Source organism: Amycolatopsis sp. NPDC051372, assembly GCF_040682095.1.
Taxonomy (GTDB): domain Bacteria; phylum Actinomycetota; class Actinomycetes; order Mycobacteriales; family Pseudonocardiaceae; genus Amycolatopsis.
Map to the genome: position 1 here is coordinate 261,903 of NZ_JBFBAF010000003.1, position 16,682 is coordinate 278,584.

Sequence of the window (16,682 nt, forward strand, 5' to 3'; positions counted from 1 at the left end):
GCCGGCGGAAGAACACGAGAAGGGATCACCATGGAACTGGTTCTCGACCTGCAGGCCCTGGAAGCCCCCGAAGCCCTCGAAGGCCACGGCGGCGGCCACGGCCATGGCCACGGGGCGCCGAGCAACCTGAGCCTGCTGGCGTCGTGCGCGCACAGCACGCTCAGCCTGCTGACCTGCCACTGAGTTAGCTGACCTACTGACCCTTCGATCCTTTCGACCTTCTGACGGTCTTTCGGCGGTTGGGTGCTCTCGGGTGCTTCGGTGTTCTGGCGTGCTTTGGTGCTCTCGGGTGCATTGGTGATCGCGGGCGTTGGTGCTCCCGGGTGCCTCTCGGTGCTCTCGGGTGCCTCTCGGTGCTCCCGGGTGCCTTGGTGCTCCCGAGTGCCTCGGTGCTCCCGAGTGCCTCGGTGCTCTCGGGTGCCTTGCGTCGGGCGTCACGGAATGGGTGCGGGAGCGGCGCAGGCCAAGTGCGCCGCTCCCGCCTCACCATTCTGCCCCGGTGCCGCGGGTTGGTCACCGGGTTCGCTGGGTTCTGCCGCGCGACGGGCGGCAGGTTGGGCTGGTTGGTCGGACTCGTTGGACTCGTTGGACGAGGAGTGAGATGCCCGGGTACGGAGCACCTTCCGACGGCCCCGTCGACGCGGTGCCCACCACCGGCCCCGTCGGCGCACCCCGCCCCGATTCGGCAAGCGCGGGTCCCGAGTGGCAAGTTGCCACAACACCCGCCGCCTTGCCACAACCCACGGCACATCGCCGCCCGACGCCCACCCCATCACCGGCAAGCGCCCCCTCGAAACGGCAACTTGCCACACCGCACGACGACCTGCCACAACCGACGGCAAGCCGCGGCCGAGCGGCACGGATGCGGCCGGCATCCGCCGGGGCCGAGCGGCAAGTTGCCGAACCATCGGCAAGCGAGGCGCCGGCGGCATCCCCGCAAGCGGCAAGCAGCCGCGCACAACGGCAGGCTTCCAAACCGAACGGCGACTTGCCACAACCGACCGCACGACATAACCGAAAGGCACGAACGCAGCCAGCATCCGCCGGAGCCGTACGACAAGCTGCCAACCCGCCCTCCGACCTGCCACAGCCAGCGGCAAGCAGCGGGCGAAAGGCAAGGAAAACGGCAGCGCCCGGGGATCGGCTCCTGAGGGAAGTCGCAAGGAGAGACCCCTGGCGGGTAGGGGTCCTCGCCGTGGTCGGGCTCGTCGCGGTGGGGGCGAGTTTGTTGTTGCCCGGGGCGTTGGCGGCAGCCACCGATGCCGTGATCAGCGGCAGAGGCGCGGCGAAACAGGTCGCCTGGCTGGTCGTCGTCGGTGGGGCCGAGATCGTGGCCGACGTGGTCGGCGGGGTGGTCGTCGTCAGGGTCACCAGTGGTGCCGGCGCGTGGCTGCGGCGCAGGATGATCGACCGGCTGCTGGCCCAGAAGACGAAAACCCCCTTCGCCGAAGGGGATGCGGTGAGCCGGATGGCCGGGGACGCCGTGGGGGCGGGCAGCATCGTGCCGGTCGTGGTGCAGCTGGTGTCCGCGGCGGTGATCTCCGTCGGGGCCATCGTGCTGCTCGCGGTCCTCGACTGGCGGCTCGCGCTCGTGTTCCTCGGCAGCATCCCCGTTGCGCTCCTCCTCGCCAGGTCGCACCTCCAGAACACCGCCGACGACGTGCTCACCTACCAGCGCGTCTCCGGCGAGCTCGCGGCGCGGCTGCTCGACGCCAACACCGGCCTGGCCACGATCGCCGCGTCCGGCACCGCGGATCGGGAAGCCGAGCGTGTGCTGAAACCGTTGCCGCGCCTGAGTCTTGCCGGGCGCGGGATGTGGCGAACGCAGGCGAAGATGGTGTGGCGCGCCGCGTTGCTGTTGCCGGCCGTGGAGCTGGCGGCGCTCACCGCGGCGGGGTTCGGGGTGCTCGGACACCGGCTGACGGTCGGCGACGTGCTCGCCGCCCTCGGTTACGTCGCGCTCGGCATGGGGCTCGTGACGCAAATCCCGTTGCTCACCACCGTTTCGCGGGCCCGCGGCTGCGCCCAGCGCGTCGCCGAGGTGCTCGACGTCCCCATCCCCGAACGCGGCAAGCTCGGCCTCCTGCCCGGCAACGGGACGCTCACCCTCCACAACGCCACCGTCCAAGGCGCCCTGCACCCCACGACGCTCGCTTTCCCAGGCGGCACATTCACCGCCATAGTGGGGAAATCCGGCTCCGGAAAGTCCACTGTGGTCAGTCTTCTCGGCGGCCTCACCTCCCCCGACGCCGGCCAAGCTCACCTCGACGGCCGCGACCTCACCACCCTGCGCCCCGAGGAACTCCGCGCCGTGGCCGGCTACGGCTTCGCCCGGCCGCACCTGCTCGGCACCACCGTCGCCGACGCCGTGGGCTACGGCAGCTGGGCCGGCGACACCGCCGTCCGCGCGGCCTGCCGCACCGCCCGCATCCACGACGTCATCACCCGCCTCCCCCGCGGCTACCACACGCCGCTCGCCGAAACCCCGCTGTCGGGCGGCGAGGCCGCGCGCGTGGGCCTCGCGCGGGCCATCGTGCACAACCCGCGCGTGCTCCTCCTCGACGACGCCACCGCGAGCCTCGACACCGTCACCGAACAGTCCGTCCTCGCCGACGTCGGCGCGAGAACCCTGGTGGTCGTCACGCACCGCGCCGCCCTCGCCTCCCGCGCCGACGCCGTCGTCTGGCTCGAGGACGGCCACGTCAGAGCCGTCGCCCCGCACGCCGCCCTGTGGCAGGACCCGCGGTACCGCGCCGTGTTCACGGAGGAGGCGGGATGACCAGCAACCTGCACCGCACGACGGCCGCTCGCCAACTCCACGCCGTTTCGTCGCTCGAGGCTGAACCCGCGGGGCCGGCGCAGCCTCATGAACCGAGTCAACCGGCAACGCGAAGGTGCATCCGAGCACTGCGCGAAGGCGGCGGGACGAGCGGCAACGATCTCCACCGCACAACACTCCCTCACCAACTCCGCACCACCCCACCACCGGCGGCGGAACCGCCAACCCCAAGCACGCACCCCCACCGCACGAATCCAGCCGACCGCCGACACGACGACGCCTCCGCGTACTTCACGGAGGACGCGGGATGAGCGTCAGTCACCTCTACCGCGCGACCCTCCTGCGGCAATGGCGCGGCGGGCTGGTCCTCCTGGCGTGCTCCGCGCTGGAAGGGGCACCGGCGTTCTTCTCCGGGCGGTTGGTCGAGCTGGCCATCGACCGGGGGTTCGCGGTGGGGGCACCGAAGGCCGGGATCGGCTACCTCGCGTTGTTCGGGGTGGCGGCGCTGGCCGGGGCGTTCGGGTCGCGGTTGGTGTGGCGGCAGCTCGGGCAGGTGGTGGAGCCGCTGCGGGACGCGCTGGTGACGGCCGTGGTGCGCGGCGTGCTGCACGATCCCAACCCACCGCGGAACGCGGCCGACGCGAGTGGCGTCGCGAGGATCACGCAGCACGTGGAGGTGGTGCGGGACGCCACGGCGGGACTGCTCGTGCAGGCGCGCGCGATGGTCGTGACGACGGCGGCGGCCATCGCGGGGCTGGTGACTGTCGCGGGGCAGCTCGTCCTCCCGGTGGCGGTGCCCGTGGCGATCGCGATCGCGGCGTTCGCGGCGCTGTTGCCGTCGCTCGCACGCAGGCAGCGGGCGCTCGTGCTGGCCGACGAGCGGGCCGCCGAGACCACCGGCGCCGTGCTCGGCGGGATGCGGGACGTCGTGGCGTGCGGGGCCGAGCCCGGGGCGGCGTTGGCGGTGTACGACGCCGTCGAGAAGCAGGCCGAAGCCGCCGTGAGAGTCGCACATTCCGGGGCGGCGAGGTCGTTGGTGATCTCGCTCGGAGCCTTTGTTCCGTTGATCGCGAGCTTGGCGGTCGCGCCCGGGTTGGTGACGACGGGCGAGCTCACGGCGGGAGCGGCACTGGGCGCATTGGTCTACCTGGCGACCACGATGCAGCCGGCGCTGCGAGGGCTGGCCGCCACGGCGGGCACCGTCGTACTCAGGCTGATCGTTGCGCTCAAGCGGCTGGCCGAGACCGCCGAGGTGCCGCCGGCGAAACGGAAAACCGAAGAAGCCCACAGCACCGACCTGAGAGTCCGCGGCCTCACCTTCCGCTGGGGCGCCGCACCCGAACCCGTCGTGCGTGGACTGGACCTCGACCTGCGCGCGGGCGACCACCTCGCCGTCGTCGGCCCGAGCGGGATCGGCAAGTCGACACTCGCGGGCCTGATCACGGGACTGCTCACGCCCCAGGCCGGCCAGGTGCTGCTCGGCGGGGTGCCCGTGGCCGAAGCGGCCAACCGGCACGAGCTGATCGCGCTCATCCCCCAGCAGGCCTACGTCTTCGCGGGCACATTGCGTGACAACCTCGGCCTGTTCGCTCCCACCGCGTCGGACGAGCACCTCCGCGCCGCCGCCCAAGCCGTCGGCGCCGAAGAACTGCTCGCCCGCCTCGGCGGCCTCGACGCCGAGCTCGGCCACGAAGCCGAAGGCCTCTCCGGCGGAGAGGCCCAGCTCATCGCCCTCGCCCGCGTCCACGCGAGCGCGGCACGCATCGTCATCCTCGACGAAGCGACGTCCACTTTGGACCCCGCCGCCGAGGCCCGCGCCGAGCGTGCCTTCACCGACCGCGGCGGCACGCTGGTCGTGATCGCGCACCGCCTGTCGGCCGCCGTGCGAGCGCGCCACGTGCTCGTGCTCGACGGGCGCGAGACTCTGCTCGGCAGCCACGCCGAGCTGCTGGTCCACTCAAGGCGATACGCAGCGCTGATGCAGGCGTGGCTTCCGGCCGAACCAATCCGGACAGGACACTGACCGGCCTGGCCCGCCGAACATTCGGACACAACCCCCTCGCCTGTCGACAAATCAATTCGGCGACTACCCGGCCAGTGGGATTCCCCACCTTCCCCCGGATTTCGCATTCACCCATTCAGCTCAGCACACGTCCAAGAGGCCGCCTGCCGGGGTCATCACCACGAGAAATGCCGGTAATCGGCTCCTCACGCGCCGTGATGGGTCACGTTGGGCCACTCATCGGCAGGTCGAGCGCCCGATCAGTGGCACCACGATGGCCCGGTTCATGGTAAAAAACGGACCCTGATCTGTTCCGTGGTGAAACGAAGGGTGAGTCGAGGACTCGTGACGACGGCCGCCCCGGTCCTACCGTCGGGTCCGCTTCCCCTGCCGGCTTCCGGCTTTTCGCCGACTGTGACTCAGGAGTTCGTGAATCGTCGTGGAGAACAAAGATGAGTCCGACAAGGCGTACGACAAGTCGATCCGGAAAAGGCTGACCAGGACCGTTCTCATCCCGAGCATCACGCTGCTGGTGCTGGTGGCCGCGGTCTCGTCGTACTTTTTCATCAACGGCCTGTACGTGCGCCTCGTTGCTGTCTCGGTGCGTGAGGTGTCGATCCCTGCGATCCAGGCGCTGTCGTCACTGCAGCAGGAGCGCCAGGTCGCGCTGCAGTTCCTCGACACCCCCAACGCGGGGAACGGCGCGCTGCAGCAGCTGCAGAAGAGCAACGACGAGAAGCTCAAGGGCATGCAGGACGCCTTCGCGTCCACCATCTCGAGCGCGCCCGCCGAGATCGCCGACAAGGTCACCGCGCTGAAGACCCAGCTCGACCAGCTGCCGGTGCTGCGTTCGCAGATCAACTTCCGCACCATCGGCCGGGCGCAGGTGAACACCTACTTCAACGGCGTGCTCGACACGGCGTCGACGCTGTTCGACACCCAGGCCCGCATCGTGCCCGACGCGACGGCCGTGCAGGGCGCGATCTCCGCGACCTCGCTGTTCCGCGCGACCGACCTGATGTCGCGCGAGACGTCGCTGGTGACCAGCGCGCTCGCGAGCGGCACCTTCGCACCCGACGACTTCGTGCAGTTCACGCAGCTGACGGGCTTCTACCGCACACAGGTCGGCCAGATCGCGCCGTTCCTCGAACCCGCGGTGCGCAACGACTACCAGGCCCTCGTGACGAGCCCGGGCTGGAAACAGCTCACGGACGCGGAGAGCGCGCTGGTGAAGCACGGCCCGTGGACGCCGGAGGACCGGGGCACGGTGCCCGTCTCGGCGGCGGACTGGCAGACCCTCACCGGCCAGGTCTCGAACAGCCTCACCCAGCTGACGATCGCCCAGGGCGACGAGGTGTCCGCCGCCGCCATCGAGTCCGGCGACTCGCAGCTGCGCAACGCGATCATCGGCAGTATCGCGGCCCTGATCGCCTCGCTGGTCGCGATCATCATCGCCGTGCGCGTGTCCCGCTCGCTGGTCGACCGCACCCTGGTGACGCGCCTCGAGCGCCTGCGCACCGACTCGCTCGACCTCGCCCGCAACCGTCTCCCCGGCATCGTCGATCGGCTCAAGAACGGTGAGGCCGTGGACGTCGGAGCCGAGCTGCCGCAGCTCGACCACGGCCGGGACGAGATCGGCCAGGTGGCCGAGGCCTTCAACGCCGCCCAGCTGACCGCCGTCAACGCGGCCGCGAGCGAGGCGAAAGCCCGAAGCGGTGTGCACAACGTGTTCCTCGGCATCGCGCACCGCAACCAGGTGCTCGTGCACCGGCAGCTGCAGATCCTCGACGAGATGGAAAGCCGCGAAGAGAACTCGACGCAGCTGGCGTCTCTGTTCCAGCTCGACCACCTCGCCGCCCGCGCGCGCCGCACCACCGAGAACCTGATCATCCTCGGCGGCAAGCAGCCGGGCCGGCGCTGGCGCAAGCCGGTGTCGCTCATGGAAGTGCTGCGCGCGGCGGTCTCCGAGACCGAGCAGTACTCGCGGGTGCAGGTGGAGCAGGTGCCCGACGTGTCGATCGTCGGCTCGGCCGTGGCCGACGCCATCCACCTGATCGCCGAGCTCGTGGACAACGCCACGTCGTTCTCCCCGCCCGGCTCGCCGGTCGAGGTGACCAGCCGCATGGTCGCGCGCGGCGTCGTCGTCGACGTGTCCGACCAGGGCCTCGGCATGAAGGAAGCGGTGCGCGACTGGGCCAACGCGATGATGGCCGACGCCCCCGAGTTCGACGCGATGGCACTGCGGGCCGACTCCAGCCTCGGCCTGTTCGTGGTCGCGCGCCTCGCTTCGCGGCTCGACATCACCGTCACGTTCGACCCGTCCCGGTACGGCGGCACGCGCGCCACCGTGCTGATCCCGTCCCAACACCTGGCCGGCAACGAGTCGGCCGACGCCGTCGGCAACGCCGAGTTCCGGCCCGAAGCCCCGCGCGATCAAGCCGGGGTGCTGGAGCCGGTGGGCGGTGCCGCACGTCCGGCACTGGAGAGCTCACCGCGTGTCATGGAATCCACCCACTCGTTCACCGGCCAGATCCCGATGAGGCGAGACGCCAAGCCGAGGCCGTACCCGGCTCGCGCGTACACCCCGAGCGAGCAACCGGAGCCCCTGCAGTCACAACCGCCGGCTCCGGTCCACGTACCGGTGGCCGCGGCTGCGGAACCGGCCCGCAAGCCCGATCAGAGCCTGCTGGTCGGCGACGACCGACCCCGGCTGCCCCGGCGGCAGCCGCAGCAGAACCTCGTCGAACAGCTGCAGCAGGACGACCCGGGTGACCAGGACGTCGACGTCGCGGGCACCGGCGAAGCCACAGCCCGCACGCTGCTGGCGTTCCACAAGGGCACCCGCCGCGCCCGTGGCGGCACCGACGATGCCTAGTCCGCGACAGCACACAGGAAAGTCCACACAGGAAAGTCAAGGTCTCTCCGCATGAACGAGTACGGGAACTCCAAACCCGACCTCAACTGGCTCCTCGACGATGTCGTCCACCGCGTCGTCGGCGCGCAGAACGCCATCGTGCTGTCCGCCGATGGGTTGCTGCTCGGCAAGTCGAGCGGCATGAGCAAGGACGACTCCGACCAGTTGTCGGCGATCGCGTCCAGCCTGCAGAGCCTCGCCAAGGGGGTGAGCCGGCAGTTCAACCGGGGTCCCGTGCTGCAGAACATGATCGAGATGGAGGGCGGGTACCTCTTCGTGTCGGCGGCCGGCCAGGGCGCGTGCCTCGCGGTGCTGGCCGGCGCCGATGTGGACGTGGAGATGATCGCCTACGAGATGAACCGGCTGGTCAAGCGCGTCGGCGACTACCTCGCCTCGGCGCCGCGGGAAGCCGCCACCATGCTCAGGGAGGCCACGTGACCGCCGCCGACGTACTTCTTCCCGCGGAGGCGGAATGATCGACGACAACTGGTACGACGAGGCCGCCGGCCCGCTGGTGCGGCCCTACACGATCACCAGCGGCCGCACTCCGTCCGAAGGCGCGCAGCTCGACGTGTCCACGCAGGTGATGACCCTGCAGTCGGAACAGGAGCCGGCCGGTCTCGGTCCGGAGCACCTGGCGATCATCCGGCTGTGCCGGCGGCCGCTGTCGGTCGCGGAGATCGCCGTGTACGTGAAGCTGCCCCTCGGTGTCGTCCGGGTGCTGTGCGGCGACCTGATCGAACGCGGCCTCGTCATCACGCGGTCCCCGTCCCACCAGCCGGCCCAGGCGCCGGACCACGAAACTCTCCAGGCGGTTCTCGATGGCCTCATCAAGCTCTGACGGCAAGGGCGTCGACTCTGTCCCGACGCCGGTCAAGATCATCATCGCCGGCGGGTTCGGCGCCGGGAAGACCACCATGGTCGGCTCGGTCAGCGAAATCCCGCCGCTGTCCACCGAGGAGGTGCTGACCGAGGCGAGCCACGGCGTCGACGACCTGTCCGGCGTGGAGCGCAAGAAGACCACCACGGTCGCACTCGACTTCGGCCGGATCACGATCTCGCCGCGCCACGTGCTGTACCTCTTCGGCACGCCCGGCCAGGAACGCTTCTGGTTCATGTGGGACGACCTCGCGCGCGGCGCGATCGGGACCATCGTGCTCGCGGACACGCGCCGCCTGGAGACGAGCTTCGCGGCCGTCGATTTCTTCGAGCGCCGGCGGATCCCGTTCATCGTGGCGGTGAACTGCTTCGACAACGCCCCGCGCTACACCGCCGACGAGATCCGCGAAGCGCTGGTCGTGCCCGATCGCGTGCCGATCGTCATGTGTGACGCGCGGCAGCGGGACTCGAGCAAGATCGCGTTGATCCGCCTCGTGAAGCACGCGATGACGGTGGTTCCGCAACCTGCGTGAACACCGGCTTCGTGAAACAACGGCTTGTGTGAAACCCAGTGGAGGGTCGCTCCCGACCGGAACCGACCCTCCACTGTGGACGGATTCAGACGACGGGTGCCATCGTCAGGTTGAAGTGCCGCAGGATCTTCGGCGCCTCGACGATCCGGTAGCCCGGCACGCTTTCCGGGTTCTTCGCGATGTCGCCCAGGATCTCGGCGACGTAGTCGTAGTGGCCCCGGGAATAGGTCCGGCGCGGCAGCGCCAAGCGGACGAGCTCGAACGGCGCCGGCGTCACCAGCTCGTTGTTCTCGTCGAGCTCGCCGATGTAGAGCGAACCCAGTTCCGCACAACGGATCCCGCCCGCCAGGTACAGCTCGCACGCCAGCGAGTGGCCGGGGAACCGGCTCGCCGGCAGGTGCGGCAGCAGGCGGCCGGCGTTGAGGTACAGCGCGTGGATGCCCGGCGGCTGCACGATGTCCACGCCCGACTCGTTCGCGAGCTGCGCCAGCCGCGCGGCCTCGGCCGCCCGGGCCTCCAGGTAGTGCGGGTCGAGCACCTCCCGCAGGCCCTGGGCGAGGCGGTCGAGATCGTGGGCGCCGAGGCCGCCGTAGGTGCGGAACCCTTCGGTCGCGATGAGGAGCGCCTCGCAGCGCTGCGCGAGCTCGGGATCGCGCAGACCGATGAACGCGCCCATCGGCGAGATGCCGTCCTTCTTGAGGCTGGCCACGCAGCCGTCGACGAGGCCGAACGCCTCCTCGGCCACCTCGCGCGGCGTCTTGCCCGCGTAGCCCTCCTCGCGCTGCACCACGAGCCAGGCGTTCTCCGCGAACCGCGCGGCGTCGAGGAAGATCGGCACGCCGTGCGCGCGGGCCAGGCGGCTCGCGGCGGTCAGGTTCGCCATCGACACGGGCTGGCCACCACCGCCGTTGTTGGTGATCGTGACGAGCACCATGCCGACGCGACCGGCGTCGGGGCCAGTCAGCAGCTGTTCCAGGACGTCGAGGTTGATGTTGCCCTTGAACGGTTCCAGGCTGTCGAGGTCGCCGAACTCCGCGCACGGCAGATCACGGGCCTCGGCGCCGAGCAGCTCGACGTTGGCGCGCGTGGTGTCGAAGTGGGTGTTGCTCACCGAGATCTTGCCCGGCCCCAGCACGTTCGTGAACAGCACGCGCTCGGCCGCGCGACCCTGGTGCACCGGCAGGAGGTGGGGGTAGTGCGTGAGCTCGCTCAACGCCTCGCGGAAGCGGAAGAACGACTCGGAGCCTGCGTAGGAGCGATCCGCGGCCGCGGCCGCGGCCTCCTGCCTCGCGGAGACCGCGCCGGTTCCCGAGTCCGTGAGCAGGTCGATCGAGACCATGTTGGCCGGCAGGTTGAACGCGTTGTAGCCGGCCGCGGCGAGCGCGCGCTCACGCTCGGCGCGGGTGGTGACCGGGATTTCCGCGACAACCTGGGCGCGGTAGGGCGGGAAGGTCCGCATCAGGTATTTCCTCCACTGTCTGGTGTCGGTGAAAAACTACCGCAGTCACGAGACCGGTCCGAGGACCGGTCTCTTTCGCGCAGGCAGAACCTGATAAGCCTCAGACGACAGGTACACGGTGATTCCCGAGCCGAATTCCCCCATTCTCAGAGAGACGTGTGCGATCAGCCCGACCCCGTCCCGCAGTGGGCGCTGCGAAACCGCTGCCAGGGCTTTGTCCAGTTTTGTCCCGTCGAAGCCGTACTGCGCGAGAACGGCGTGCGCACGGGCGCGGGCCACTTCATCGTCGGGCACATAGCTGCGAATGGGAAGATAGACGCTGTAGTTGGCCGGCCGGGCCCCCGATCCCTCCACGAAAGAATAGCTGGAGACCAACGGCCGGGCTTCGAACGGACCTTTCCCGCCGCCCAGCACGGCGAGGAACTCGCGGATCAGCAGCGGGTCGGTACCGGCCACCAGTTCCGACGCGAACTCGGCGTCGGCCGAATCCGCGGCCTCGTGCGACACGTACACCTTCACCCGCGCGAGAGGATCGTCGTCGAGGTCGAGCGCGAAGAAGGAGAAGTTGTCCCGCTCGCCGCGGCGCAGCGCGTGCTCGATCATGGGATCGAACGCCTCGTCGATGTTCAGCCGGCGCAACCCCTCGCTGACCAGCGAATCGGCCATCGCCGGACCGCTGATCTGCGGGTTCAGGTAGACCTTGATCTTCGGCGCGCGGCCCGGCCGGAAGATCAGCGAGTACCACAGCGTGAACGGCCCCTGCCGCTCCTCGTGCGGCAGGAACAGGTCGGCCACGGCGTCGAGCCGGTCGGTGACCAGGCCGTACTCGCCGGCCACCTCGTCGAGGAACTCGCGGGGGCTCCTCGACCCGACGGTCTCGCCGAGCACCCGCACCACGCATTCACCCGTGGTGTCGAAGGCGAGCGAGAATTCGATGGGAGTTGTGTCGTCCGCCACGTTCGAGGGGAATTCAGGTGGGGTCGCCAGGCTTTTTTCTCCCTGCGGGCCCAGCAGTCCACGCAATAAGCCCAGGTGACGGCCGTCCGCGCCGTCGAATCCGACTACTTCGCAAAGCCGCTCGAGTTGTCCGCTGAGGTGGGTGTACATCGACAAATCAGCCATCGACACACTCGCTCCGACCATGACGCCGTATTCACCATTCATTCGTGCGTTCGGCTCAACGCTGCCACCCCCGTTTGGTGGACAGACAAGTGAACCGTCGAACAGATTAGACGGAGGAATACTGCACCCGCTACCTCTGACGGGGCGATCCGGACACGAAAAGCAGTGTCTGAGTGTGCCCGTGGGATCAAGGAGTTCACCTGAACAACGCCTCGACACGAAGCCGTACTGCGGGTACGCGGGCGCGCACACGCGAGTCGGCGTCCGGCGCGCAGCCCGGTTGGCGGCTGGACGCGTTCCGGGGCCGATGCCATCATCATCCGCGCCATCAGGCAGGTCCGAAGGGGTGCAGAAGTGACTTCAGTGACAAACACTGGCGGAGTCGAAGAAACCGTGCGGGGCTATTACAACGCAGCCATCGACGCCTATGCCGTGATGATGCCCCAGGACGCCTGGCATCACGGAGACGAGCGCGCTCACAACGCGGGACTGTCCTCGGAAGAAGCCGCGCTGGACATGCAGCGCCAGCTGGTCGCCGCGACCGGGATCACCGCCGGCGATCTCGTGCTCGACTTCGGCTCCGGGGTCGGCGGCGCCGTGGTCAACATGGCGGAGATGTCGGGCGCTCGGTTCGTCGGCATCTCGAACAACGACGCGCTGACGGCGAAAGCCCAGCGGCTGGCCGCGGCACGCGGCTTGGCGGACCAGGCTTTCTTCCACTCGGTCGGAGACACCGAGTACCAGACGCTCGGGGCGTGGCCGGACGCCGCGTTCGCGGCCATCACCTACCAGGAGTCGGTGGTCCACCTGCCGGACAAACAGGCCTTCTTCAACGCCGCGTTCCGGGTGCTGCGCCCGGGCGGCACCTTGGCCGCCGTGGACTGGATCCAGCGCCCGTGGGGCGAACACCGCAGCCCCGAGCAGATCGAGGCGGTCATGGCCGAGGTCAACCGCGGGTTCTGCATCCCGTACCACGCCACCGTCGAGCAGTACCGCGACATGCTGGTCTCCGCCGGGTTCGACGTGCGCGAAGCGGTCGATCTCTTCCCGTCCGGCCCTTGCTGGGGCTCGACGCCCGAGGAGGAGCGGGACAAGTGGCTCACCTACGAAGGTGACCGCAACGATCTCTTCCACGACTCGAAAATCGCGCTCGACGCGGCCCGGGCCGCCGGTGTGTTCTCCGTGGCCAAGCTGGTCGCGACCAAGCCGGTCTAGCGTCCATCCCTTGCAGGACAGCGTTTTGCCCGGTCCGCCGAGTGACGACGGACCGGGCAAGGCACCACAGCTGAAGACCTATTCGACGGCTTCGATCCGCCGCCCGGTCGAGTCGGGCGCGGCCAGCGCGAGCGCCGCCGCCGCGACCGGGCCGACGATGCCGAACGCCAGCGCGAGCGGCACCGTGCCGGCGATCGACAGCGCGATGAGCGGGAACAGCCCCGCGCCCAGTCCGCGGCCGGCGTAGTAGCTGAGGTTCGAGCCGGTGGAGCGCACGCGCGTGGGGAAGAACTCGGCCATCCACACGCCGAGCACGCCGAAGCCGCTGGCGCCCGCGGCGCACAACATCAGCGCCCAGAACGTCGGCGCGCCCCAGAAGTTCGCCCCGATCTTCGCGTTGTGGCCCACCACGAGGATGAGGAACCAGGCGAAGCCGATGACGCCGAACGCGCCGGCGACGGACATGGCCCACTTGCGCTTGATCTTGTCGGACAGCGCGCCGGCCATCGGATAGGTGACCGCCGTGACGATGAGGTTGAGCAGCACGATCAGGCTGGCCGTGCCGAGCGGCACCTTCTCCACCTTGATCAGGAACGTCGACAGGTACGAGATCATCGAGTTCGTGGTGAGGAACAGAGCCGTCGCGATGCCCATGAACAGGATGGTGCCGCCGGCGTAGCCATTGCGGAACAGGTCCAGGATCGGCACCTTGGTGCGCCGCTTGTCCTCGGGCACGCGGCCCTCGCGCAGCTCCCGCTGGTAGGTCCGCCACTGCTCCGACTCCGGCAGCATGATCGCCGACAGCACACCGATCAGCAGCGTCACGGCACCGATGATGATGTAGCCCGCGCGCCAGCCCGACGCGGTGCCGAACTGGACGATGCAGAAGTAGATGACGCCTTCGGTCACGATCTGCCCGACGATGTACATCGACTGGATCGAGCCGCCCATCAGGCCGCGCTTGCTGGTCTTCCACGCCTCGGCGAACATCGAGTACGACAGGCCGAAGAGCCCGCCCATGCCGATGCCGGCGAGCAGCCGCGTGAGCAGGAACAGCGCGTAGTTGGGCGCGAGCCCGCCGAGCAGCGCGGCGATGCCGAACACGACGACCGAACCGGTGTAGGTCCAGCGGCGGCCGTAGAGGTCGCCGAGCCAGCCGACGAGGATGCCGCCGGCGATCGAGGCGAAGCCCTGCAGCGTCGCCACCTGCACGATTTGGATGGTGCTCACGTGCAGGCTTTCCGACAGGTACGCGAGCGGATAGCCGACGAGGTTCAGCTCCGCGCCGTCGAACAGGGTGCCCAGGAAGGCGAAGATCAGGATGCGTGCGGTGGCCGGGCGTAAGCCGGTGCCACCGCCGGTCGGCGCGTTGATGCGAACGGTCGACATTCGGGGGCCTTTCACGGGGGAGGGGTCAGGCGATCAGTCAGGAAGCTGCTGGCCGCGGGTTTCGGGGCAGAACGGGGCAACGACGAGGCCGAGGATGTAGATGAGCCCGACGACGGTGGCGGCCACGCCGTAACCGCCGAGCTGGGAGATGATCGCTCCCGCGGTGAGCGGGCCGAGGAAGGCGATGAAGCGCGCGGCGTTGAAGACGAACGCGGCGCCGGTCGCGCGCAGGTGCGTCGGGTAGAACTCCGGCAGCCACACCGGCATCCAGGTGTACTGGCCGAGAGTGAAGAAGCCGTTGATCACCAGCACGACCACGATCAGGCCGAGGCTGTGCGTCCACAGGAACAGCACGGGTGTGAGGACCAGTGACGCACCGAAGAACAGCAGTACCGCGGGTTTTCGGCCGAAGCGGTCGGCGATGAAGCCGAACGAGATGTACCCGGCGATGGCGCCCGCGTTGTAGATCATCCCGGCCGCACTGGCCCACGACTGCCCCGAAGCTCCGTTCTGGGCAGCGACTGAAGCGACGTACGCGGGCACCCAGGTGGAGATGCCCCACCAGCCGAGCGTGGTGACCAGTGACATGAGCGACCCGAGGATGGTCAGCTTGCGCAGCTTGGGGTCGATCATGATCTGGCGCAACGTGAGCCGCGTGAACGACTGCTCGTGTTCGGTGAGCTGCTGGCCCTTGCGTTCCTTGAGCTCCTTGCGCCGCTTGTGCGCGCTCTTCCAGTTCTCGGACTCCGGCACGGACTTGCGCAGCCACAGCGCGAACAGGGCCGGCAGAACCCCGATGAGGAACATGTAGCGCCACGAGTCCGCACCCAGCGGCGAGATGAAGAGCCAGCAGGCCGACGCGATGAAGAAGCCCAGCCCGAGACCGCACTGCATGAGCCCGGCGGCCTTGGCCCGGGCGTGGGCCGGCCAGGTCTCCGCGACCAGCGACGTACCCGTGCCCCACTCCGAACCGAGCGCGAAGCCGGTGATGAAGCGCAGGACCAGGAACGACGTCCACGACCACGACACCGCGGTGAGGCCCGTGAACGCGGCGTACAGGACCATCGACGTCAGCAGCGCCCGGCGCCGGCCGAAGTAGTCGGCGAAGACGCCGCCGAGGATGCCGCCGAAGCCCCAGCCCAGGAGCGTCACGGCGATCGTGGCACCGGTCAGGAAGGCGACCTGGCTCGCGGGCGCGCCGGGGTCGAGCCGCTTGAGCACCACCGCCGCGGTGAGGATCAGGGCGTAGGTCTCGAAGCCGTCGAACAGCCAACCGAGGTTGGCTGCGATCAGTGACCGCCACTGGGTGCGGGTCAGAGTCTTGGTCCACGAGGTGGGTTTGACGGCGACGTCGCTCATGGCCATCTCCTTTCCGGGCCGCCATGGGCCGGATCGAGATTCGAAGGGCGGGACAGGTTGTCCTCTATCGAGGACATTGAGTCCCGCATGCGGCACATTAAGCGAGCCAGTCGACGGCGGTCAAGAAACGCGTGACCAGGCAAGATCGGACTAGATCCGCAAATGCGGAACTATTCGGCGATTTTCACCGCACCTCCGGTTCGATCGGTGATCCTGAGCCCGCATTCGCGGATCAGTGCACCATGTTGATCCACAGTGGACTCGTTCAGCTCCGAGGAGAACGCGAGCGTGCAGACGACCATCGACACGCGCCGCTGAGCGTCGAACACCGGCGCCGCCAACCCGGACTGACCGAGGTCGAACTCCCTGATGCTGACGCTGTAGCCCCGCTCACGCGTGGCCGCCAGCTCCTCACGCAGCGCCGCACGCGTGGTGATGGTTTCGGCCGTGAAGCCCTCCAGCCCGTAACGCTCCGCGAGCCGCTCGACGTTCGCCGGGTCCTCCCACGCGTAGAACGCGCGCATGATCGCGGGCGCGGAGAACGGGAAGGTGTCGCCGATGCCGACAGTGATCCGCACCCCCTTGCCGCGGTCACCCTTCGCCAGCACCGAGTAGTCGGCAGCACCGTGGCGCTGCACCGCGAAGACGATGAACCCCGTGCGCTGGCTCAGCGAATCGAGCTCCTGCTGCACGATGTCGGTCATCCAGTCCTCGGACACGCGAGCCATCGACAGCAGCCGCGGCCCCAGCGACCAGCCACCGCGGTCGCCGCGCGACGTGGTCCAGCCGGCCCGCTGCAGCGTGCCGAGGATGTTGTACGCCGTGCTGCGGTTGAGCCCGAGCTCCTCGATGAGCGCTCCGGAAGACACCGGCTCCGGCCAATCGCGGGCAATCCGCTCCAGGAGCCGCACCGCGTTCAGCACCGCCGGAACGTCGCTCATGATCCGTCACCCCTCGCCATTCTGCCTCAGCGCACGGTAGCCGAGCCCTTTCCGGACTCGCCAGGACCGTGTTAACGTCCTGTGGAGCAG

The 16,682-nt window shown here is 69.1% G+C and carries 13 protein-coding genes; 8 read left to right on the forward strand and 5 right to left on the reverse strand.

What is annotated here, in order from left to right; all coding sequences use genetic code 11:
* The first annotated feature begins 30 nt into the window (after positions 1 to 30).
* The 7 genes from AB0M56_RS06920 to AB0M56_RS06950 all read left to right on the forward strand — a co-directional run bounded on the left by AB0M56_RS06920 (position 31) and on the right by AB0M56_RS06950 (position 9,107).
* The gene (locus AB0M56_RS06920) at positions 31 to 183 is read left to right on the forward strand and encodes a SapB/AmfS family lanthipeptide (protein ID WP_220245799.1); all 153 of its coding nucleotides are present in this window, start codon (positions 31 to 33) and stop codon (positions 181 to 183) included.
* Between the two features lie 964 nt (positions 184 to 1,147).
* Entirely contained in the window at positions 1,148 to 2,779 is a 1,632-nt protein-coding gene (locus AB0M56_RS06925; protein ID WP_364172014.1) for an ABC transporter ATP-binding protein, read from the forward strand.
* Positions 2,780 to 3,086: 307 nt separating this feature from the next.
* Positions 3,087 to 4,802, forward strand: a complete 1,716-nt coding sequence (locus AB0M56_RS06930; protein WP_364171824.1) for an ABC transporter ATP-binding protein — start codon at positions 3,087 to 3,089, stop codon at positions 4,800 to 4,802.
* Positions 4,803 to 5,220: 418 nt separating this feature from the next.
* Positions 5,221 to 7,656, forward strand: a complete 2,436-nt coding sequence (locus AB0M56_RS06935; protein ID WP_364171826.1) for a nitrate- and nitrite sensing domain-containing protein — start codon at positions 5,221 to 5,223, stop codon at positions 7,654 to 7,656.
* Positions 7,657 to 7,707: 51 nt separating this feature from the next.
* Positions 7,708 to 8,133 (forward strand): roadblock/LC7 domain-containing protein, encoded by a 426-nt coding sequence (locus AB0M56_RS06940; protein WP_285970952.1) that lies wholly within the window; start codon positions 7,708 to 7,710, stop codon positions 8,131 to 8,133.
* 34 nt (positions 8,134 to 8,167) lie between these two features.
* A complete protein-coding gene (locus AB0M56_RS06945; RefSeq protein WP_364171828.1) occupies positions 8,168 to 8,536 on the forward strand; it encodes a DUF742 domain-containing protein in 369 nt (122 codons plus the stop codon).
* The gene (locus AB0M56_RS06950) at positions 8,517 to 9,107 is read left to right on the forward strand and encodes an ATP/GTP-binding protein (RefSeq protein ID WP_364171830.1); all 591 of its coding nucleotides are present in this window, start codon (positions 8,517 to 8,519) and stop codon (positions 9,105 to 9,107) included. Before AB0M56_RS06945 ends, AB0M56_RS06950 begins: the two co-directional genes overlap by 20 nt.
* An 85-nt stretch (positions 9,108 to 9,192) precedes the next feature.
* Here AB0M56_RS06950 and AB0M56_RS06955 read toward each other — a convergent pair whose 3' ends face one another.
* Both AB0M56_RS06955 and AB0M56_RS06960 read right to left on the reverse strand, forming a co-directional pair.
* Complete coding sequence (locus AB0M56_RS06955; RefSeq protein WP_364171832.1) at positions 9,193 to 10,566, reverse strand: tryptophanase; 1,374 nt, start codon at positions 10,564 to 10,566, stop codon at positions 9,193 to 9,195.
* Between the two features lie 45 nt (positions 10,567 to 10,611).
* The gene (locus AB0M56_RS06960; protein ID WP_364171834.1) at positions 10,612 to 11,688 is read right to left on the reverse strand and encodes a tryptophan dimethylallyltransferase family protein; all 1,077 of its coding nucleotides are present in this window, start codon (positions 11,686 to 11,688) and stop codon (positions 10,612 to 10,614) included.
* A 354-nt stretch (positions 11,689 to 12,042) separates the two neighbouring features.
* On the opposite strand from AB0M56_RS06960, the gene AB0M56_RS06965 reads away from it, so the two are divergent.
* On the forward strand, positions 12,043 to 12,903 hold the full coding sequence (locus tag AB0M56_RS06965; protein WP_364171836.1) for a methyltransferase domain-containing protein: 861 nt from the start codon (positions 12,043 to 12,045) through the stop codon (positions 12,901 to 12,903).
* 78 nt (positions 12,904 to 12,981) lie between these two features.
* Here the strand turns inward: AB0M56_RS06965 and AB0M56_RS06970 are convergent, their stop codons facing one another.
* From AB0M56_RS06970 to AB0M56_RS06980, 3 genes are all read right to left on the reverse strand, one after another.
* Positions 12,982 to 14,292, reverse strand: coding sequence for an MFS transporter (locus tag AB0M56_RS06970; protein WP_364171838.1), 1,311 nt, complete (start codon positions 14,290 to 14,292; stop codon positions 12,982 to 12,984).
* 33 nt (positions 14,293 to 14,325) lie between these two features.
* Positions 14,326 to 15,651 (reverse strand): MFS transporter, encoded by a 1,326-nt coding sequence (locus AB0M56_RS06975; protein WP_364171840.1) that lies wholly within the window; start codon positions 15,649 to 15,651, stop codon positions 14,326 to 14,328.
* A 170-nt stretch (positions 15,652 to 15,821) separates the two neighbouring features.
* Complete coding sequence (locus tag AB0M56_RS06980) at positions 15,822 to 16,592, reverse strand: IclR family transcriptional regulator (RefSeq protein ID WP_364171842.1); 771 nt, start codon at positions 16,590 to 16,592, stop codon at positions 15,822 to 15,824.
* Positions 16,593 to 16,682: the final 90 nt, after the last annotated feature.

Excerpts from the sequence above, each read along its gene's own strand:
- AB0M56_RS06920 (WP_220245799.1), top strand. The coding sequence starts at position 31 with ATGGAACTGGTTCTCGACCTGCAGGCCCTGGAAGCCCCCGAAGCCCTC.
- AB0M56_RS06930 (WP_364171824.1), top strand. The coding sequence starts at position 3,087 with ATGAGCGTCAGTCACCTCTACCGCGCGACCCTCCTGCGGCAATGGCGC.
- AB0M56_RS06940 (WP_285970952.1), top strand. The coding sequence starts at position 7,708 with ATGAACGAGTACGGGAACTCCAAACCCGACCTCAACTGGCTCCTCGAC.
- AB0M56_RS06945 (WP_364171828.1), top strand. The coding sequence starts at position 8,168 with ATGATCGACGACAACTGGTACGACGAGGCCGCCGGCCCGCTGGTGCGG.
- AB0M56_RS06950 (WP_364171830.1), top strand. The coding sequence starts at position 8,517 with ATGGCCTCATCAAGCTCTGACGGCAAGGGCGTCGACTCTGTCCCGACG.
- AB0M56_RS06955 (WP_364171832.1), bottom strand. The coding sequence starts at position 10,566 with ATGCGGACCTTCCCGCCCTACCGCGCCCAGGTTGTCGCGGAAATCCCG.
- AB0M56_RS06960 (WP_364171834.1), bottom strand. The coding sequence starts at position 11,688 with ATGGCTGATTTGTCGATGTACACCCACCTCAGCGGACAACTCGAGCGG.
- AB0M56_RS06970 (WP_364171838.1), bottom strand. The coding sequence starts at position 14,292 with ATGTCGACCGTTCGCATCAACGCGCCGACCGGCGGTGGCACCGGCTTA.
- AB0M56_RS06975 (WP_364171840.1), bottom strand. The coding sequence starts at position 15,651 with ATGAGCGACGTCGCCGTCAAACCCACCTCGTGGACCAAGACTCTGACC.
- AB0M56_RS06980 (WP_364171842.1), bottom strand. The coding sequence starts at position 16,592 with ATGAGCGACGTTCCGGCGGTGCTGAACGCGGTGCGGCTCCTGGAGCGG.